Source organism: Acidovorax sp. ACV02, assembly GCF_014851475.1.
Lineage (GTDB): Bacteria > Pseudomonadota > Gammaproteobacteria > Burkholderiales > Burkholderiaceae_C > Acidovorax > Acidovorax delafieldii.
Window position 1 is genome coordinate 326,267 of sequence record NZ_JACUZU010000002.1, and the last position, 18,998, is coordinate 345,264.

Genomic DNA, 18,998 nt, shown 5'->3' on the forward strand with positions numbered 1-18,998 from the left:
AACAGCGCCAGCACACGTCACAACGCAAGCGACAACGGGCTTGACGCACATCACGGCCTGCCCGGAGCGCCCTCAGGGGGGCAAACGCAGCGCTATTCTATTGATAGCTATCAAGGCATATTGCACTAGCGCTACCAGCCCCTTTTGCTTGAAATCTCGCTGAGCGCCACCCTGCACACGGGTACCATGGCCCCATGAGTACCCACTACGAAACCCTGCAACACGCCGACACCTACCGCGAGGCGTTTGCGGTCGAGCCCCCTGCGGCGCTGGGTGAACGCCACCTGTGGCCCCGCAAGCCAGGTTTGTTTATCGTGCATGCGGCGACGGCCGCCGCCCTGGCACAAGGGCCCACCAGCCCGACCGAGGAGACCGCTCCACCAACAACTGCATCTGACACCCCCAGCAACGCCGCCCCCCACCGGGTACTGGTGCCTGCGCAATGGGGCCTGGTGCCGCACTGGGTCAAGTCGGCATCCGACGCCAAGCTGCGTGCACCCAAGCTGGTCAACGCCAAGTCCGACACCGCCTCCACCGGTACGGCGTTTCGCGACGCATGGCTGAACGGCCAGCGCTGCATCGTGCCCATGGCTGCGTTTTATGAAGACGACCTGCGCAGCGGCAAGGCCGTGCCCACCCGCGTCGCGCGCGTGGACGGCAAGCCGATGGGCGTGGCAGGCCTGTGGGCGCGCTGGCAGGGCGCTGACGGCGAGGTGATCATCAGCTACTGCCTGCTCACGGTGAACGCCAACAACCACGCGCTGCTGCACCGCTACGGCCAGCCCGGCAGCGAAAAAAGCATGCCCGCCATCCTGAACGAAGGCGCGTACGACGCGTGGCTCACGGCCCGGCCGGAAAAGGCCAAGGAGTTCATGCGCCAGTACGCGGCGCAGTGGCTCACGGCCAACCCGGTGGAAAAAAAGGCGGACAAGGTGCCCAGAGCGTTTCCAGGCTGACGTCTTTGCCAATGTTCCGGCATGGCATGCAGTTCATGCTGGAGGCGAAACGACAGCTCGCGCGCCTCTTTCCACATCACCAAGACCCCCGAGCCCTCCAGTCCATTGGATGAAACCGTTACGCGATTCAGTTGTACATAGAGGATACAAATCAATACACTCATTTCTGCATGGGCTTGCCAACCCCCCGTGCGGGAGCGTGCTGTCAACCAATCAACACGATCTATCAGCGGTTGGTTCATGGTCTGACTAAACGAAAGAGATCAATATGAAAACGTCTTTCTCAAAATGGGGAGTATTGCTGTCGGCCGCGCTCCTGCTGGGGTTGAGTTCCTCGGTCTATGCGCAAGCAACACGAACCTGGGTGTCGGGCGTCGGCGATGACGTCAATCCCTGTAGCCGCACAGCCCCCTGCAAAACATTTGCCGGGGCCATCAGCAAAACGGCTGCTGGCGGGGAGATTGATGTATTGGACGATGGCGGGTTTGGGTCAGTCACCATTACTAAATCCATCACCATCAATGGAGGCGGGCATCTTGCTGGAATACTGGCTGCCGGTGCAGGAGTGAATGGCGTGATAATTAACGCAGCTGCTACTGATGTAGTTGTGTTACGCGGCCTTTCATTTCTGGGCGCATCTGGCGCGGCAAGTGCAGTACGCTACCTCGCTGCGAAGTATGTTGTAGTGGAAGACAGTACGATTGACGGTTTTGCCTACGGCGTTAATATGGCCGTCAGCGTAGTCAATGGGCGCATGAATATCCGTAACGTTCAAATGACCAATGCGACGACGGCCACCAGTACTTACGGCATCCACATAGGGGCACCCAATTCCATCTCAACCATCAGCAATGTGACTATTCGAGGTTACAGCTATGGCCTGACCACACGGGGAGGCACAACCTACCTGCGCGGTTCCACCATCGTGGCCAACGACACCGGCTATAACAACTTGGGTGGTAGTCTGTTATCTTTTGGCGATAACATGGTCAACGGCAATACTCTAGACGGCACCCCCACGGGAAGTATTCCACATTTCTAAAATTCGGCCATTTTCTTTCAGGGCTGCCCCAAGTTTATTTTAAATGGGGCCCTGTTTGATTTTGCCATTTTCAAATAAATATCATATTCGACTGCTTGATAAATTTCCCTGATTTACACAAAGCATCATAGACAAGTTATATTAATACATAATACTCTTAAAGCCGTAGCTCAAACAGCACAGATATATAATAGCTATCAGATAGGTGACAATTTCACGCGCAATCGCGGCACTAAAGATTAGCGCTACTTTTACCCGCACCCCAAATCTTTTGGCTCCATGATCAAGGCTCTGCATTTTCTCGGCAAGAATTTAAGTGCTTCCAGTCCATCTTGGGCAAAACACAAAAATTGATGAAGTCTGGGGTACTGCCTTCTTCATGAAGTTGATTCATGATGCAGAAACACTTGCACTAGAACCGCGTGTACCAGCAGACTCTGTCGCCAAAGTGAGGATCACCTGCGTCGAGTCCTCCACATGATTTCTAGCAGAGACCAGCCAGACTGAATTTGAGCTACACCAAGTAGCGTGAGCGCACGAATTCCCTCAGGCCATTGGCCTGAAAATTCCGCAGTCAGAGCCTGTTGCCCGAACAAAACCTGCAGGCCACAGGAGTGGAGACCAGTGTTGGGGAAACAGAAAACACGTCAACGCCACTTGAGGCACAAAATTGGGCCCGCAGCAAAGGCAGGGAGCATTGATGGACAGGGCTTCCTAGAACGACCAAGCCCCCTCCAGCATCAGACACTCCCCGATGACCTGCCCGCCTACCCACCGACCTGCAGCTGCGGCTCCCCCAGCGACAACATCAACCGGTTGGCCCAGTTGAAGAAGGCGGCGCCTTGCAGCGCATCGGCAATGGCGTAGTCATCCAGCCCCACCGCACGCAAGCCGTCGATATGCTCCGGGCCAAAGTCCGACGGTGTGGCCGACAGTGCTGCGGACGCGGCCACGATGGCGTTCCAGCGGGGGCCCAGGTCGGCAGACACCCCTTCATCGAGCAGGCGCTGCACATCGCCCTCGCGGTGCGAAAAGTGCGACGCAAACCGGGCGTGCACCGACGCGCAATAGATACAGCCATTGAAACGCGACGTGGCCGTGGCCGACAGCTCGCGCTCTGCGCGCGGCAGGCCTGCATCGGGGTTGTAGAAGATGTCCTTGTCGGTGCGCGTGCGGGCGCCCAGAGTGTCCGGGTCGCGCGCCAGCAGGCGAAAGTAGGGCGACTTGGCGCGCGCGGCGTCCACCAGGCCTGCATAGTGGCGATCGGTCAACTCGTCCTCGGGCAGCGGCGCCAGCCAGGGCAGCCATTCAAGCTGGGCCTGCGTGAAAGCGGTCGGCTCCTGGTTGTCGGGGTGTGTCAGTGGGGTGTCGCTCATGGCTGGACCTCGGTGGTTTGGGGCAACGCAGGGTGTGCCGCCAGTGCCCGCAGGCCGACCACCACACGGATCTGGAACGACAGGAACGCCACCAGCTGCGACAAGATCACGATGTCGGTGGCCGACCAACCCGCGTCCAGCAGCTCTTGCAGCGCTTGTGGGCTGGCATCGCGCGGGCGAAACACCAGCAGGTGCGCGTGCTCCAGCGCGGCAGACAGCCGGGCGCCCAGCACCGCACGCGCGGTGGGCGCCACGCGGTACACAGGCCCCTCGGCATCTTCTGCACTCAACGGCCCTGCGGGATAGCGGCCATACGGGCCACGCGCCGCGCCTTGAGCGATCTCTGCCGCAATGGCAGGTGCCAGCCCGGGCGGTGCATCGTGGGCCACCAGGGCGGCGGCATAGAAGCCCGCCGCCTCGGGCTGCTGGTGCAGGCCCGCCACAAACGCGGCCACCGCATGCCGCTCTGCCAGTGTCACGCTGCCGGGCACCGGCGCTGTGGGCGCAAACAGCGCCAGGTAGCTTGTGTGGGCATGGGTGCGCGCCTGCAAGCGATGGCGGCGCACGGTGTCGAGGGCATCGCCCGGCCGGATGCCGACCAGCAGGTCGATCACGTCAGGGACTGTGCCTTGGAGAGCAGGGGTGTTTGTCATGCGGGTTCCGGAGTACGTTCAGCAGGCGATGGGGCCAAGGTGGAGGGCACAGATACAGGCTTGCGCACCCAGCCCAATGCCGGAGCCACCTGGGTCGCAGTCAATTCGATGGAGCGCAGGATGTGCTCGTGCGGCGGGTCCACCGAATGCACCTGGAACACGATGTCAGTGGTGCGCGCCAGTGCTGTGTCGGCCTGCAGCGAGGCGATCACATCGTCCGGTGTACCCACGTGCACGTCGTAGGCGGCAATCAGCTCGGCCAATGGGGCTTGTGGCCCAGGGCGCGGCGCTTGTCCTGGCAACACAGCGGCGGCAAAGCGCGCGGCGGCGCGGCGCAGGCCCACATCGGCCAGGTGCAATGCCTCCTCGCGATCATCGGCAACGAACAGGCTGCGCGATCCCACGATGCGTGGGGTGATGCCGGGCGGCAGCGCTGCCAAGTACGCATCAATGATCGGGTGCTGCAGGTCTGACAGCGAGGCCGCAGGCGCCTCTACCGAGCGCGGCTGGGTGCGCGACAGCATCAGCCCGTCGCCCGCCTGCCCCGCACGCACACCACCCGACACCGAAAACGTGGCCTGCCAGATGCGTGCCAGCAAATGTTCGGCGGCGGGGTACAGCCGGTCACCGCCCGCCAAGGGCCGCCCGGCCCAGGCTTCGCGCACCAGCGCGAGGTGCCTGGCATAGACGCTGGCGCGGTCATTGCTGGTGATGCCAAAGGCGGCGAACGACTCGGGCGTTCCGCCCGTGCCCACGCCCACCTCCAGCCGCCCACCCGAGAGCAGGTCCAGCACGATCGCGTCCTCGGCGACACGCACGGCGTTCTCCATGGGCAGTGTCACGATGCCAGTGCCCAGGCGGATGCGCCGCGTGCGCGCCGCCACATGGGCCAGAAAGACAAACGGTGAGGGCAGGCCGCCTTCGTGTTCGTGGAAGTGGTGTTGAGCCACCCAGGCGGAGTCGAAGCCAAAGGCCTCGGCGTGGGCGATCTGCTCGGTCACCAGCCGGTAGCGTTCACCGGCTGGCACATCGTCAAGCAGCCTGCTGAAAAACCCCAGGCGCTTGGCGGAGGTGAGTGGTGTGGGTGTCGATAGGGTCATGGTGATGGTTCTTCTTTCCGGGGATGGCTGCAATGAGTTCACGCGTGTAGTCGCTGCCGGGGCGCAGGAACACGTCTTCCACGCGGCCCGCGTCCACCTGGCGGCCGGCCTGCAGTACCGAGACGGTGTCTGCGATCTGGCGCACCACGGCGAGGTCGTGCGAGATAAAGAGGTAGGTCAGGCCCAGGTCGCGCTGCAACGTCTCCAGCAGCGCCAGGATCTGCGCCTGCACGGTCACGTCCAGGGCCGATACGGCCTCGTCGAGCACCAGCACGCGGGGCTGCAGCACCAGGGCGCGCGCAATGGCCACACGCTGGCGCTGGCCGCCTGACAGGGCGCGCGGGCGGCGCTCCAGCACAGCGGGCGGCAGGCCGACGCGGGCCAGGATGTCGTGCACGCGGCGCGCGCGCTCGGCGGCGGGCAGCGGCTCGAAGTTGAGCAGCGGCTCTTCGATGATCTGGAAGATGGTCTGGCGCGGGTCCAGCGAGCTGAACGGGTTTTGGTAGACCAGCTGTACCGTGCGGCGAAACTGCCGCAGCACCTCGCCGCGCAGGGTGGTGAGGTCCGTGCCCTCGATGAAGATGCGACCCGCCGTGGGCTGGCGAAAGCCCACCACGTCGCGGATGGTGGTGGTCTTGCCCGAACCGGACTCGCCCACGATGGCGTGCGTGGTGCCGCGCCGCACGCGGAACGACACACCGTCCACCGCGCGGAACGGCTCCTTGCGCCCGGCCACGTCGAAGTCGTGCACCAGGCCGTCCACCACGATGGCGAAGTCCTCGGGCCGCTCGGGCGCATCGTTGGCGGCGGCGCCACGGGCCGGGCGAAACGCCCCCTGCGAAAGCGAAGGCGCATCGGCCAGCAGCTTGCGCGTGTAGGCGCTGTGCGGGTTGCGCAGCACGCTGGCGGTGTCGCCCTGCTCCTGGATGCGCCCGCCCTGCAGCACCACCAGCCGGTTGGCCCGGTCGGCCGCCACGCCCAGGTCGTGCGTGACCAGCAGCACGGCGGTGCCGAACTCGCTGCGCAGTTCGTCGATGAGGTCGAGGATGCGCCGCTGTACCGTCACGTCGAGCGCGCTGGTGGGCTCGTCGGCAATGATGAGCGCGGGCTGCAGCGCAATGGCAATGGCGATCAGCACGCGCTGCTTCATGCCGCCCGACAGCTCGTGCGGGTACTGCCGCGCACGCAGCTCGGGCTGCGACAAGCCCACCTTGGCCAGCAGGTCAACCACGCGCCGCGCGATGGCCTGGCGATCGCCGTAGCGGTGGATCTTCAAAATCTCGCCCACCTGCTCGCCCACCGTGCGCACGGGGTTGAGCGAGCTGGTCGGGTCCTGCGGGATGAGGCTCACCACGCGGCCGCGCACGCTGTCGAAGCGGTCGGGCGACCAGCCAGCGACGTCCGTACCGTTCAGGCGAATCGCGCCATGCTCCACCCGGCCGTTGTCGGCCAGCAGCCCGATGAGGGCTTGCGCGGTGGTGGTCTTGCCCGAGCCGGACTCGCCCACCAGCGCCACGACCTCGCCGGGTGCAATGGCGAACGACACACCGTGCACGACGCGCTGCTCGTGGTCCTTGTCGCGGTAGGTGATGGAGAGGTTCTCCACCTCCAGCACCGGCGGCGGCGCCACGGCCTGGGCGATGGTGGTCATGCGCGCCCCTTCGTCAGCGCCGCGCTGATGCGGTTGGCCGCCAGCACCACGGCCACCACCACCAGCCCGGGCACGGTGGTGAGCCACCAGGCCGTCGAGATGTAGTTACGCCCCTCGGCGATGAGCAGGCCCCACTCGGGTGTGGGCGGCGGTGCGCCGTAGCCCAAAAACCCCAGCGTCGAGATCGACAGGATGGCCGAGCCGAACTGCAGCGCCGCCATGGCGATCACCGAGGTGAGCGAGTTGGGCAGCACGTGGCGCCACAGCACGGCACCAAAGCGCCCGCCGCTGCCAAAGGCCGCCTCCACATAGTCGGAACGGCGCACGCGCACCACCTCGGACCGTGTGAGCCGCGCAAAGCTGGCCACCGACGCCACGCCCACCGCCACCGCGGCATTCAGCGTGCCGAAGCCCAGGATGATGATGATGGAGAGCGACAGCAGCAGCGACGGCACCGACAGCAGCACATCGACGGTGCGCATGATCACGTCCTCCACCCAGCCGCCGATGGACCCGGCCAGCACGCCCAGCAGCGTGCCCAGCACCAGCCCCACTGCCACCGCCAGGAATGCGCCTGACAGCGAATGCACCGCACCGAACACCAGCCGCGCATAGCCGTCGCGCCCCAGCGCATCCGTGCCCAGCCAGTGCGCAGCCGACGGCGCCTGCAGTTGCTGGCCGGCCACGCCCACCGTGGCGCTGTAGCTGGTGAAGGCACTGGGCGCGACGGCCCACAGAGCCACCAGCGCAAGAACGCCCCAGGCCAGCCACAGGCTGATGGGTGCCCTGCGCGCGCGCTGCACCAGGCGGCGGCCCCATGTGCCACTGTGCGCGCGCGGCGGCGGGGCGGCAGGGATAGGCACCGTGGGCACCACGACAGCAGCAGGCGCCGCCACGGCACGTTCAAAGCGGTGCGGGGCCGGCTGTGCGGTACCCGTGAAAGCGCCCAGGCTGGCGGTCGAAGACGTGGTGGTCATGCGGGATCTCCTCAGGTGCCCAGGCGCGAACGCAGGCGGGGGTCGAACACGGGGTAGAGCAGGTCCACCACCAGGTTGATGAACACGAAGGCCGTGGCCGAGACCACCACCACCGCCTGCAGCACGGCGGTGTCCTGGTTGCCCACGGCCTGCTGCGTGAGGCTGCCCAGGCCGTTGAGGCCGAACACTGCCTCAGTCACCACGGCCCCAGCCAGCAGCTCGCCAAACAGCACGCCCGCAATCGTCAGCGCGGGCAGCACCGCGTTGCGCGCCACGTGTTTCCACAACACCCACTGGCGTGTGGCGCCCTTGGCGCGCGCCACGGCCACGAAAGGCTGGGTGAGTACCTCGTCGATGTTGCGGATCAGGATCTGCGCCAGCGGCGCGGCGATGGGGATGGCCAGCGTGAGGGTGGGCAACACCAGGCCCTGCCACTTGCCGGGGTTGATCACCGGAATCCACCCCAGGCGGAACGACACCACCTGGATCAGCATGATCCCCAGCCAGAACACCGGCACCGAGATGAACAGCGAAGGCAGCGACTGCAGTGCCGAGCGCAGCCAGCCCCAACGCGTGAGCTGCGAGGCAAAGGCCAGCACCACCGCCAGCAACAACGCCGCCGCAAAACCCAGCCCCGCCAGCCGCAGCGTGGGCGGCAGGTTGGTGGCCAAGCCCTGGCTCACCGGCACGCCCGCCTGTACCGAGTAACCGAAGTTGCCACTGAGGAAGCCCAGCAGCGTGTGTTGGTACTGCTGCCACACCGACGTGTCGGCCCCATAGGCCGCGCGGATGTCGGCGATCTCCTGCGGGCCCAGGCCCAGCTCGGGATTCAGGAACTTGATCAAGATCGCATCGCCCGGCAACAGCTGGAGCAGCACGAACGACGCCGTGAAGGCGGCCCACAGCACCAGCAGGGCCTGCCCGGTGCGGTTGGCGAGGTACTTGATGAACATATCGATCATTCCTTGTGCTGCAAAGGGCGCTGGGCCTGCGAAACTGGCGGCGTCAAAAGGTCAGTGTTTTGCAGCGACCCAGGTGCCGTAGAAGCTGGGGCGGCCCACTGCCTCAAACTCCACACCCTTCACCGAAGGCGCACCCGCAAAGGCCTGCGGCTCTTCGAACACCGGGATCACATAGGCCTGGTCGATCAGGTAGTTCTGCACGTCGGCCGTGAACGCGAGCCGTTTGGCCGGATCGGTCTCGGCAGCAATGGCTTCGAGCAAGCCGTTGAGCTTCGTGTCTTCGAACGACTTGACCTTGCTGCTCACCCCACCCTTTTGCAGCAGCACGTTGCGGTTGGTGGGGTAGTAGTTGCTCTTGATCACGTCGGGGTCGGCGCGGCCGACCATGCCGGGGGCGACAGGGGTCTTTTCGGGATCGAGGCTGTCCACGGTGCGGCTGCCAGAGTCGCCCGCCAGCACATTGAGCTTGACGCCCACCTTGGCCCACTGCTGGGCCACGAGCTGCAGGGTTTCCTTGTTCTGCGGCTGCGGCAGCGACTCGTACGCGGCCAGCACCAGCTCCTTGCCGTCCTTCTCGCGCAGGCCGTTGGCATTGAGTTTCCAGCCGGCGTCATCCAGCAATTGTTTGGCCTTGGCCTCGTCGTAACCCAGCTTGGCCGACAGGTTCACATAGCCCAGGGCCGTGGACGCGATGACCGATGTGGCCTGCGGGTAGTTGGCCGAGAACAGGGTCTGCACGATCTCCTTCGTGTTGGTGGCATGCAGCAGCGCCTGGCGCACCTTCACATCAGCCACCAGCGCGTTGTCCGGGCGAAAGACCACGCTGTTGTTCACGCCGCGCGTGGAGGGCGCGTAGATGGCGAACTTCTGGTCGAGCACGCGCTTTTCGTCATAGGCCTGCACCTGGCGGATGAAGCCCGCTTGGCCAGACAAAAGCGCACCGATGCGCACGCTGTCCTCGGGCGTGACGATGAGCTTGATCTCGTCGAGGCGCGCACGGCCCTGGTGGGCGTGCTTGGCGGGGCCCCATGTGTAGTCCTTGCGGGCGGTGAGCGTGAGCTCCTTGCCCAGCGTCTCGGCCGCCACCACGAAGGGCCCGGAGCCGATGATCTTGGTCGCATCGCCCAGCTCTTCAAACGGCCGTGCCAGCGTGGCCAGCGACACCAGGCCCGAGCCGATGACGGACGTGCCCTGCAGGAAGCCGGGCGATGGCTTCTTGAAGTAGAACTTGACGGTCAGCGGGTCCACCACCTCACTGCGTTCGTAGTTGTTGAGGACTTCTGACACGGGCAGCTTGAGCTCCTTGTTGCCCAGACCGTAGGTGTCGTAGTTTCTGGCCACGGCGACGGCATCCAGCGGGGTGCCGTCCGAGAAGGTCACGCCTTTCTTCAGCTTGAAGGTGTACTCGGTGGCGGTAGGGTTGACCTCCCACGACTCGGCGATCCAGGGCTGGATCTCCAGCGTCTTGGGGTCTTGGTAGGTGAGCTTGTCGGTGATCTGGTTGAGGATGCCGCCGTTCGGATAGAAGCCCCCTGCAGGCGGGTACAGGTTGGTGTGGGCCTGCTGCTCCAGATACACCAGCGTGCCGCCCTGCACGGGTTGGTCGGTGGCGGCACCGGTGGAGGCGGCTGGCTCGCTGGCCTGCTTGGAGCAGCCCGCCACCAGCACGCCCAGCGCCAGCGCAGACGCACCCCACACCCTCCATCCCATTGATTTCTTCAGAGAAAACACGTTCGTACCTCGTCGCCGGACCGGCATTGACAGACCATGAAACACCGGCCCCAAAGTGGGCCGATTCATGTGTATGCATGCTATCGACGCACCATCCAAACGTGCACCTATTACGTAGCATGCATATTCGGAAAACGACGAAGCAGGCCGCAGCACACAGCCCCGCCCGGCATATCTGAAACCCGCATATGCGAGCGCAGTTTTGTTTGTTTCCAGCGCGGGTGTGGCCCCGAACAATGCATGTGCGACGCCGCTTTACCCACGCCCGATGTCCGGGCGCGGAAGGCGTTGGAAAGAACATCCATGCCCCATTCGAATAGCCACCTCAACGACTACCTGGCTGAAAAGCGTGCCGCCGTGCTCGCGCGCAATGCCGCCATCGACGCAGGCACTGCACAACCGGCCGCCCTGCAGGCGCGCGTGAGCGCCGAGGGCCGCAGCGGCGTGCGCCGCATCCGCATCCGCGACCACCAGGTCATCAGCGACAGCCCGCCCGACTTCGCGGGCTACAACCTGGGACCCAGCTCGCCCGAGTTGCAGCTCGGTGTGCTGGGCAGTTGCGTGACACACATCTTCCTGATCCAGGCGGCCTTGCGCCAGGTGCCTTTGACGAGCCTGGAGGTAGAGGTCAGCGGCGTGATCGACCCGCGCGGCGGCAAGCCTGGGCACGAGGCCACGCCCATCTGGCCGCACCACATTGCCTACACGGTGCATATCGACTCACCCGCCAGCCGGGCTGACATTGACGCGCTGTTTCTGGCGGTCGAGCAGACCTGCCCCATCCTCAGCCTGCTGCGCAACCCGCAGCACATCCACGCCGAAGTGAAGCTGGTGAACTCCGTTGCCTCCGCACCCCTACGCGCCACCACAGAGGCCGTGGCGGCCTGAACTCGACGAAAGCAACAAGGAACCCCATGGCATTGACACTCGACCACATCGTGATCGCGGTGAAGGATCTGGAGCAGACCATCACCGACTACCGCGCCCTTGGCTTTAACGTGCTGCAGGGTGGCGAGCACCCGGGCCGGCCCACCTATAACGCGCTGGTCGTGTTGGCCGATGGCGCCTACTTTGAACTCATCGCCTGGCGTTCCCCTTCGCCCGGCGACCGCTGGTGGGAACTGCTGAACCAGCATGGAGACGGCATCGTGGACTTTGCATTGCTGCCGCCTGGGACTGCGGCCACCCTGAGCAACGCACAGGCCCGGGGCCTGGCGTACAGCGGCCCGCACGACGGAGGCCGCCTGCGGCCCGATGGCGAGCGCCTGCAATGGCAAACAGCCCGCCCGCCGTCGGCCGATCTGCCGTTTCTGTGCGGAGACCTCACGCCCCGCGCGCTGCGCGTGCCCGAGGGTGACGCCCGCGTGCACCCCAACGGCGCACGCGGCGTGCTCAGCCTGTCGATTGCGGTGGAAGACCTAGATGCCAGCCTGGCCCACTACCGCGCCTTGCTGGGCGAGACACAGGCGGCACACATTGGCACGCCGTTGGTGTTGCCTGGAGCCGGCGCACGGGTGGCCACCATAGCCCTGGGAACCACCACGCTGGTGCTGACGCAGCCAACCCAAAGTGCTGCGCCGCACGCCGCCGGAGCGCAGCAGCTTGCCACGCGTGGCCCCGGGCCGTTTGCCGTGGTACTGGGCGCCAGCTTGCCTGCAGCACAGACTGCCCCGGCATGGGGACTGGATCAGACCCACGGAGCAGCCATTGAGTTGGCGGTGGCCTGATAGCGGCTGATCCACACACTGCCGCCCCATAAAAAAAGGGGAAGTGGGCACAACACCCACTTCCCCTTTTTTGATCGCCAACCGGCTGACAGTGCAGCCGGTGTGCGCTGGCTATCGCCGTTGCGCCGCCAGCCTGCGCACCACGGTCGTGAGGCAGTCGATTTCGTCAAACGTGTTGTAGAACGCCAGCGACGGCCGCACCGTGGTCTCCACGCCAAAGCGGCGCAGGATGGGCTGCGCGCAGTGGTGGCCCGTGCGCACCGCAATGCCCTCCTGGTTGAGCGCCTTGCCGACCTCTTCCGTGGTGTAGCCCGCGAGAACGAAGGACATCACGCTGGCCTTGTGCGCCGCCGTGCCGACCAGGCGCACACCCGGAATGGCGCCCAGCTGCTGCATGCCATACACCAGCAGGTCATGCTCGTACTGCGCAATGTTCTCGATGCCCACGCGGTTCACGTAGTCGATGGCGGCCCCCAGGCCCACGGCGTCGGCGATGTTGCCGGTGCCGGCCTCGAACTTGTTGGGGATGGGCTGGAACACCGTCTTCTCGAAGGTCACGTCGGCAATCATGTTGCCGCCGCCCTGCCAGGGTGGCATGTCTTCCAGCACCTCGCGCTTGCCCCAGACCACGCCGATGCCGGTGGGCCCGAACACCTTGTGGCCCGAGAACACGAAGAAGTCGGCACCGATGTCCTGCACGTCCACCCGCATGTGCGAGATGGACTGCGCGCCATCGACCAGCGCCTTGGCCCCTGCGCGGTGCGCCAGGGCCACGATCTCCTTCACGGGCACCACCGTGCCGAGCGCGTTCGACACCTGCGTGACGGACACGATCTTGGTGCGGTCGTTCAGGAGCTTCTGGTATTCATCCAGCAGCACCTGGCCCGAATCGTCCACCGGGATCACGCGCAGCCTGGCGCCCTTGGCCGCCGCAAGCTGCTGCCAGGGCACGATGTTGGCGTGGTGCTCCAGGTGGCTGACGATGATCTCGTCGCCCTCGCCAATGTGTTGCGCGCCCCAGCTCTTGGCCACAAGGTTGATGGCCTCGGTGGTGCCGCGCACAAAAATCACCTCGTTCACATCCGGCGCGTTGATGAAGTTCTTCACGCGCTGGCGGGCGCCTTCGTAGGCGTCCGTGGCACGTGCAGCCAGCTCATGGGCGGCGCGGTGGATGTTCGAGTTCTCGTGCTCGTAAAAGTAGCTGATGCGGTCGATGACCGCCCGGGGCTTGTGCGTGGTGGCCGCGTTGTCGAACCACACCAGCTGCCGGCCATTCACGCGCTCGGAGAGCACGGGAAAGTCGCGGCGGATGGCATGCACGTCGAACGGCGGATGCTGCCCCTGCCCCGCCAGCGGCACCGTGGCGTGCGGCGCGGGCTTGGCCGGGGTGACATAGCCGCTGGGCAACACCACCGCATCGGCAAAGTAGAACTGCGGTGCAGTGCCAGGAGACGCCTGCGCCAAAGGTGCGGACGAGGGCGCTGGTGTGCCGCGCAGGTCCACCCCTTGCAGGTTAGCAAACGGCTGGCGGGCCAGTTCGTCGCTGACACGGGTGGGGCCCAGCGCATTGCCTGGCGTGCCGCTGTGGCCACCGGGCGAGGGCTGCCCGTGCTGGGGCGAGAGGTAGTAGAACGGTGATGCGCTGGCCGTAGGGTGGCTGCCAGCAGATGCACCGCTGGCACCCGCCGCCTCGGGCACACCCAGCACGCCACTGCCAAAGCGGGGCTCATAGCCCGGCACGGCAGTGACCACGGTGTCGGGCACGCCGTTGGCGGCGGTGGCGTGAGGCAGCAAAGCGGGCGCCCGGTGCGCCAACGACAACACGGGCGTGGGCGAGCCCGGCACCACGTTGGCGCCCGGCACCTGCCCTTGCGGGAACGGCGTGCCCGGCACGCTGGGCCCAAAGCCTGCCGGGCTGGCCAGCGGCGAGCCAGCAGGCGCGATGTTGACCGGCGCCTGCACACCGGCCGGGCCGGGCGATGCCTGGGCAAAGCTCGGGACTGTGGCCGGTGATGTGGAGGGGTTGCCTGTGGGCAGCTGCGGCGTCTCGCCCGGCCGGGCCGAGAAAAACGCCGTGGCCATCTGTGCCAGCAGCGCCGGGCTGATCGGCGCCTCGGGTGCGTCGGGCACGCCCGCTGAGGTGGAAGGGATGTTGCTCACCGCAGATTACTTGTAGGTGTCAGGGTAGTCGTGGTACTTGTTGACCTCGACGTCATCCAGCACCGCCAGCGCGTCGCTGGTCAGCACCGCCAGCGAGCAGTACAGCGAGATCAGGTACGACGCGATCGCGTGGTTGTTGATGCCCATGAAACGCACCGACAGGCCGGGGCCCTGCTCGCCCGGCAGGCCCGGCTGAAACAGGCCCACCACACCCTGGCGCTTGTCGCCCACGCGCAGCAGCAGGATCTTGCTCTTGCCATCGGCCACGGGCACCTTGTCCGAAGGGATCAGCGGAATGCCGCGCCAGGTGATGAACTGCGAGCCGAACAGGCTCACGGTGGGTGGTGGTGTGCCACGGCGGGTGGCTTCGCGCCCGAATGCGGCAATGGCCAGCGGGTGCGCCAGGAAAAACGCGGGCTCTTTCCAGACCTTGGTCAGCAGCTCGTCCAGGTCGTCCGGCGTGGGTGCGCCGGTAAGCGGGAAGATGCGCTGCTCTTCCGTCACCTGCGCCAGCAGGCCGTAGTCGGGGTGGTTGATGAGTTCGCTTTCCTGGTTTTCCTTGATCGTCTCGATCGTCAGGCGCAGCTGTTCCTTGATCTGGTCGTGGGGGCTGCTGTACAGGTCCGACACGCGGGTGTGCACGTCAAGCACGGTGCTCACGGCATTCAGGTGGTACTCGCGGGGGTTTTCTTCGTAGTCCACAAAGGTGCGTGGGAGCTGGTTCTCCGACTCCTTGGCGGTGCACGCCACCTTGATGGCTTCAGGGTTCTTGACCTTGTTGAGGCGGTAGATGCCCGCCTCTACCGGCACCCACTGCAGCAGGTGAGTCAGCCAGCGGGGGCTGATGGTCTCCAGCTGGGGAACGGTCTTGGTTGCATTGGCTAGTTGCCGTGCGGCGCTATCGCCGAGTGCGGTCGTGCCGCCCACTGTTGCCGACATAGTGAAACTCCCTGGGGTAAAAATCAGTGATGAAAAATGGAATGGGCGCAGTGTCCCGTGGCAGGGTGGGCCGCCTCAACAGGCTATAGCCGCCAACTCGATGCCACGCACCAGCTGGGCACGCTGAACAGCCTCGCCCCGCACCACCAGGCCCGAAGCCGCCACGCCCAGCGCACCGGCCAGCTTCTCGACGGTGGCCAGCGAGGCAATCACGCTGCCCCGCTCGATCTCGCCCACATAGGAGCGGTTGAGGTCGGAGTGTTCGGCCAGGCGCTCCTGCGACCAGCCCCGGGCCTCGCGCGACTGGCGCACCGCGATCCCAAAACCCTGGACCAGCGTGCTCATAGCGCAGCCCCCGCCAGCACGGAGGCAAAACGGCCCGACTCCAGCGAGCTGGCCTGGGTGACATTGCCGCCGGCCGGCACGTCGTGCGTGAGCCAGACGTTGCCACCGATGACGGCGCCCCGGCCCAGCGTGACGCGGCCCAGAATGGTGGCCCCTGCATAGATCACCACGTCGTCTTCCACCACCGGGTGGCGCGGCAAGCCCTTTTGCAGGTGGCCTTCGGCATCGGTGGGAAAACGCTTGGCGCCCAGCGTGACCGCCTGGTAGACCCGCACGCGCTGGCCGATGACGGCGGTCTCGCCAATCACCACACCCGTGCCGTGGTCGATGAAAAATCCCGCTCCAATCTGCGCGCCGGGGTGGATGTCAATGCCGGTTTCGCTGTGCGCCAGCTCGGCCACGATGCGCGCCAGCAGAGGCAAGCCCAGCTGGTACAGCCGATGTGCCAGCCGGTGGTGGATCATGGCCAGGATGCCGGGGTAGCACAGCAGCACTTCGTCCACACTGCGGGCCGCCGGGTCGCCCTGGTAGGCCGCCAGCACATCGCTGTCGAGCAGGCGGCGGATGGCGGGCAGCGACTGCGCAAACGCCTGGGCCGACCGGCGCGCCTGCGCTTCCACATCCGATCCGTCCAGCGCCTGGCGGCGGGCGCTGTAGCGCAGCTCCAGACCGATCTGTACATGCAGCGCATGCAAGGCGCTGTCCAGCGTGTGGGCCACGTAGAAGTCTTCGCTCTCCTGGCGCAGGTCGTAAGGGCCCAGCCGCATGGGAAAAAGCGCGCCCTTGAGCTGGTGTACCACCTGGGCCAGCGCGTCGCGCGAGGGGAACTCGCGTTCGCCCGCATCCTGCACGCGGTTGTGCGCATCGCGCCACTCGCGCCGGGCCGCGCTCAACGACTGCGCGATCTGTTCAATGTCAAAAAGGGCCATGGGTTTCACACCGGTCGTACCGGTTCATCCAGTCTGCAAAGTTCGGGAGGTCCGCGCGCTACTCTTCAGTCCTGCACCCACGGCAGGTTGTGAAAGCGCCATCCATCGCCACCGCCGCGGTGCTGCAGGGCATCGATCTCGCCTTCGAAGCCTTCGAGCACGTTGAACACATGGCGGAACCCCGCTGCTGCGGCTGCCTCGGCCGCCAGCACCGAACGCTTGCCGCTGCGGCACAGCAGCAGCGCCACGGCATCTTTGCCGCCGTCCTTGGCCAGCCTGGCTTCCAGCTCGCGCACAAAACGCGGGTTGCGTGTGAGCGCTGTGCCCGTGGCCCAGGCCACATGCTGGCTGCCGGGCACATGGCCCACAAACTTGCGCTCTTCGGCCGAACGCACATCCACCAGCACAGCCTGGCCCGACTGCACCAGCGCCCACGCTACGGGCGGGCGCACGCCACCGGCGTAGTTCAGCCCCTGGGCAGCGGCATCTGCGCGGGCAGCCTCCAGGGCTTCGGGCAAGGTGATCTCAAGGGCATCGGCGGACATGGACAGGGTCTCCTGGAACGTGCGGGTAAGCGGTTTTGGATGGGGATAGCCACCAATCTATGCCGTGGTCAGCCAAAACCAAACGAATAAAAATCGTTTTCTTTACAACCAAATCATCTGACGGCAGGTGCAAAGACCAAAAGAAGGAGACCTGGCGTGCCGCGCGCACTGCGGAGCAAGGGCTCGCCTGCATGGGGCTTGCGCCTCCCGCACGGAGCCAGGGGAGCCAACGCGCCGAGGCGGCGCACGCCCCACCAGGGCGTGCAGGGCAAGGGGTGTTGGAGGTGTGGGGTGCCCGTCAGCGAGGGCTGCGGACTGGGAGCCTGGGCTGGCGCGTGGATGCGATCACGCACAGAACCCGCGAGCGTGGGTCGTGTGCACGCCCCGCTCACAAGCGACAAAGAGCGGGGCCGATGCCGGCTACGCCAGTCAAAGAATCACCGGCTTGCGCCAGCAGTTAAAGGTGGCTTATCCCGATGCACGGCCGTTTGCGCTGCGGACCGATGCCGCGCTGATGGCAAGGCTCCGCAACGAGCGTGCCCTTGAGGAAAGCGTTTGCGCCTGCAGCAGCTACGCACAGTGCGTGGCGTGCAGGCGCAGAGATGGCAGGGCGCTCAGGACGGCCGCTTCATCTGACACGACGTCGGCTGGGCGCTGATGTAGTTGTCCCACGCCACTTCGGAGCGGAAGCCGTAGCCGGTTTTTTCCGCGTCGTACTTCACGCCCTTGCTGCCCTGCTTGGCCCAGATGCCCAGGTACAGCGGGGCTTCAAGCTGGTGGTCGGTCTTGCGCATGCGTACCTCGCCCATGGGGCTCTTGTAGGTCATGCCTTCCAGGGCCAGGGCCACCTTCTTGGCGTCGGTGGACTGGGCCTTGCGCATGGCTTCGCGCAGCATGTGCACGCTGTTCCAGTGGGCGGCAAACACAAAGTCTTCACCGGTCTTCTTCTTGTAGTCCACGTAGATCTTTTCGAGCTCGGGGGTGGGGGCGTTGTGCACCCAGTTCCAGATCACCCCGACCTTACCCTCGCCCCAGGGCCCGATCTGCGCGGGCGTGCCGGGGTTGTTGGCGTTGAGCGTGAAGTAGTTGATGTTCAGGCCATAGTCGCGCGAGGACTTGAACAGCAGCGTGAGGTCGCTGCCCCAGTTGGAGGTGATGACCGTGTCGGCCTTGGTGGCAGCAATCTTGGCCACGTACGAGGCAAAGTCGCGCGTCTGCGCGATGGGGATGAAGTCATCGCCCACAACTTCGATGTCAGGCCGCTTGCGCGCCAGGTATTCCTTGGCCGCCTTGGAGACCTGACGGCCGTGGGTGTAGTCCTGGTTGAGCAGGTACACGCGCTTCACGTCCTTGCGGCCTTGCAGGTAGGTGGTCAGCGCCTCCATCTTCATCTCGCTCGACGGATAGAAGCGGAAGTGCCAGAAGCTGCAGCGCTCGTTGGTGAGCTGCGGGTCCATGGCGGCGTAGTTGAGGTACACGGTCGCGCGCTCGGGGTCGCGCTCGGCGAGCTTGTTCAGCGCATCCACCAGCGCCAGCGCCACGCCCGAGCCACCGCCCTGGGTGATGTAGCGCACGCCCCGGTCGGTGGCAGCCTTCAGGGCGTTCAGGCTCTCCTGCGGCGTGCCCTTGTTGTCAAAGTCCATCACCTCGAACTTGGGCTCATTGGGCCCGGCCTTGGCGTTGACCTGCGCCACCACCTCGCGCAGCTGGTTGAGCGAGCTTTGGCCGGTGAGCGCAAACGGACCGGACAGCAGGTCGATGAAGCCGATCTTCACCGTCTCGGCAGCCCCGGCGTGCGCAGCCATCACCAGCGCTGCGGCGCATGCGCCGGCCTTGAGCCATTGATGAGGCCATTTCCTGGGAACCATGTTCATGTGTGTCTCCGTGGGGTGGTGGGTAGAAACT

The 18,998-nt window shown here is 65.5% G+C and carries 17 protein-coding genes; 4 read left to right on the plus strand and 13 right to left on the minus strand.

From position 1 onward, the window contains the following. Nucleotides 1-194 precede the first annotated feature (194 nt). Both IB236_RS05385 and IB236_RS05390 read left to right on the plus strand, forming a co-directional pair. Nucleotides 195-956, plus strand: a complete 762-nt coding sequence (locus IB236_RS05385; RefSeq protein WP_192419292.1) for an SOS response-associated peptidase — start codon at nucleotides 195-197, stop codon at nucleotides 954-956. A gap of 268 nt (nucleotides 957-1,224) precedes the next feature. Then, the gene (locus tag IB236_RS05390) at nucleotides 1,225-1,998 is read left to right on the plus strand and encodes a hypothetical protein (protein ID WP_192419294.1); all 774 of its coding nucleotides are present in this window, start codon (nucleotides 1,225-1,227) and stop codon (nucleotides 1,996-1,998) included. A gap of 767 nt (nucleotides 1,999-2,765) precedes the next feature. On the opposite strand, the gene IB236_RS05395 is transcribed toward IB236_RS05390, so the two are convergent. Genes IB236_RS05395 through IB236_RS05425 form a run of 7 tightly spaced genes read right to left on the minus strand, consistent with a single transcriptional unit; the run spans nucleotide 2,766 to nucleotide 10,427 of the window. After that, on the minus strand, nucleotides 2,766-3,374 hold the full coding sequence (locus IB236_RS05395; RefSeq protein ID WP_116748390.1) for an alkylhydroperoxidase domain protein: 609 nt from the start codon (nucleotides 3,372-3,374) through the stop codon (nucleotides 2,766-2,768). Beyond that, nucleotides 3,371-4,027, minus strand: a complete 657-nt coding sequence (locus IB236_RS05400) for a CMD domain protein (RefSeq protein WP_192419296.1) — start codon at nucleotides 4,025-4,027, stop codon at nucleotides 3,371-3,373. The genes IB236_RS05395 and IB236_RS05400 overlap by 4 nt, the downstream gene beginning before the upstream one ends. After that, nucleotides 4,024-5,127, minus strand: a complete 1,104-nt coding sequence (locus IB236_RS05405; protein ID WP_192419298.1) for a putative FMN-dependent luciferase-like monooxygenase — start codon at nucleotides 5,125-5,127, stop codon at nucleotides 4,024-4,026. The genes IB236_RS05400 and IB236_RS05405 overlap by 4 nt, the downstream gene beginning before the upstream one ends. Further along, a complete protein-coding gene (locus tag IB236_RS05410) occupies nucleotides 5,060-6,778 on the minus strand; it encodes an ABC transporter ATP-binding protein (protein ID WP_192419305.1) in 1,719 nt (572 codons plus the stop codon). The genes IB236_RS05405 and IB236_RS05410 overlap by 68 nt, the downstream gene beginning before the upstream one ends. Then, nucleotides 6,775-7,755 (minus strand): ABC transporter permease, encoded by a 981-nt coding sequence (locus IB236_RS05415; protein WP_192419307.1) that lies wholly within the window; start codon nucleotides 7,753-7,755, stop codon nucleotides 6,775-6,777. Before IB236_RS05415 ends, IB236_RS05410 begins: the two co-directional genes overlap by 4 nt. An 11-nt stretch (nucleotides 7,756-7,766) precedes the next feature. After that, nucleotides 7,767-8,708: an ABC transporter permease gene (locus IB236_RS05420; RefSeq protein WP_192419766.1), complete on the minus strand. Its 942-nt coding sequence runs from the start codon at nucleotides 8,706-8,708 to the stop codon at nucleotides 7,767-7,769. 60 nt (nucleotides 8,709-8,768) lie between these two features. Then, nucleotides 8,769-10,427: a TIGR04028 family ABC transporter substrate-binding protein gene (locus tag IB236_RS05425; protein ID WP_225580982.1), complete on the minus strand. Its 1,659-nt coding sequence runs from the start codon at nucleotides 10,425-10,427 to the stop codon at nucleotides 8,769-8,771. A 324-nt stretch (nucleotides 10,428-10,751) separates the two neighbouring features. On the opposite strand from IB236_RS05425, the gene IB236_RS05430 reads away from it, so the two are divergent. Both IB236_RS05430 and IB236_RS05435 read left to right on the plus strand, forming a co-directional pair. After that, a complete protein-coding gene (locus IB236_RS05430) occupies nucleotides 10,752-11,336 on the plus strand; it encodes an OsmC family protein (protein WP_192419311.1) in 585 nt (194 codons plus the stop codon). Between the two features lie 26 nt (nucleotides 11,337-11,362). Beyond that, the gene (locus tag IB236_RS05435) at nucleotides 11,363-12,175 is read left to right on the plus strand and encodes a VOC family protein (protein ID WP_192419313.1); all 813 of its coding nucleotides are present in this window, start codon (nucleotides 11,363-11,365) and stop codon (nucleotides 12,173-12,175) included. Nucleotides 12,176-12,286: 111 nt separating this feature from the next. Here the strand turns inward: IB236_RS05435 and IB236_RS05440 are convergent, their stop codons facing one another. The 6 genes from IB236_RS05440 to IB236_RS05465 all read right to left on the minus strand — a co-directional run bounded on the left by IB236_RS05440 (nucleotide 12,287) and on the right by IB236_RS05465 (nucleotide 18,967). Continuing rightward, nucleotides 12,287-14,335, minus strand: a complete 2,049-nt coding sequence (locus IB236_RS05440; RefSeq protein WP_192419315.1) for a family 2A encapsulin nanocompartment cargo protein cysteine desulfurase — start codon at nucleotides 14,333-14,335, stop codon at nucleotides 12,287-12,289. A 6-nt stretch (nucleotides 14,336-14,341) separates the two neighbouring features. Further along, complete coding sequence (locus IB236_RS05445; protein ID WP_056742658.1) at nucleotides 14,342-15,274, minus strand: family 2A encapsulin nanocompartment shell protein; 933 nt, start codon at nucleotides 15,272-15,274, stop codon at nucleotides 14,342-14,344. A 75-nt stretch (nucleotides 15,275-15,349) separates the two neighbouring features. Next, nucleotides 15,350-15,619: a helix-turn-helix domain-containing protein gene (locus IB236_RS05450; RefSeq protein WP_056742656.1), complete on the minus strand. Its 270-nt coding sequence runs from the start codon at nucleotides 15,617-15,619 to the stop codon at nucleotides 15,350-15,352. Then, nucleotides 15,616-16,548 carry a serine O-acetyltransferase EpsC gene (gene epsC / locus IB236_RS05455; RefSeq protein ID WP_056742654.1) on the minus strand — a complete coding sequence of 311 codons (933 nt, stop codon included), beginning with the start codon at nucleotides 16,546-16,548 and terminating at the stop codon, nucleotides 15,616-15,618. Before epsC ends, IB236_RS05450 begins: the two co-directional genes overlap by 4 nt. A 65-nt stretch (nucleotides 16,549-16,613) precedes the next feature. Continuing rightward, nucleotides 16,614-17,093 carry a rhodanese-like domain-containing protein gene (locus IB236_RS05460; RefSeq protein WP_056742652.1) on the minus strand — a complete coding sequence of 160 codons (480 nt, stop codon included), beginning with the start codon at nucleotides 17,091-17,093 and terminating at the stop codon, nucleotides 16,614-16,616. A gap of 614 nt (nucleotides 17,094-17,707) precedes the next feature. Continuing rightward, nucleotides 17,708-18,967 carry a branched-chain amino acid ABC transporter substrate-binding protein gene (locus IB236_RS05465; RefSeq protein ID WP_082564848.1) on the minus strand — a complete coding sequence of 420 codons (1,260 nt, stop codon included), beginning with the start codon at nucleotides 18,965-18,967 and terminating at the stop codon, nucleotides 17,708-17,710. Nucleotides 18,968-18,998 lie beyond the last annotated feature (31 nt).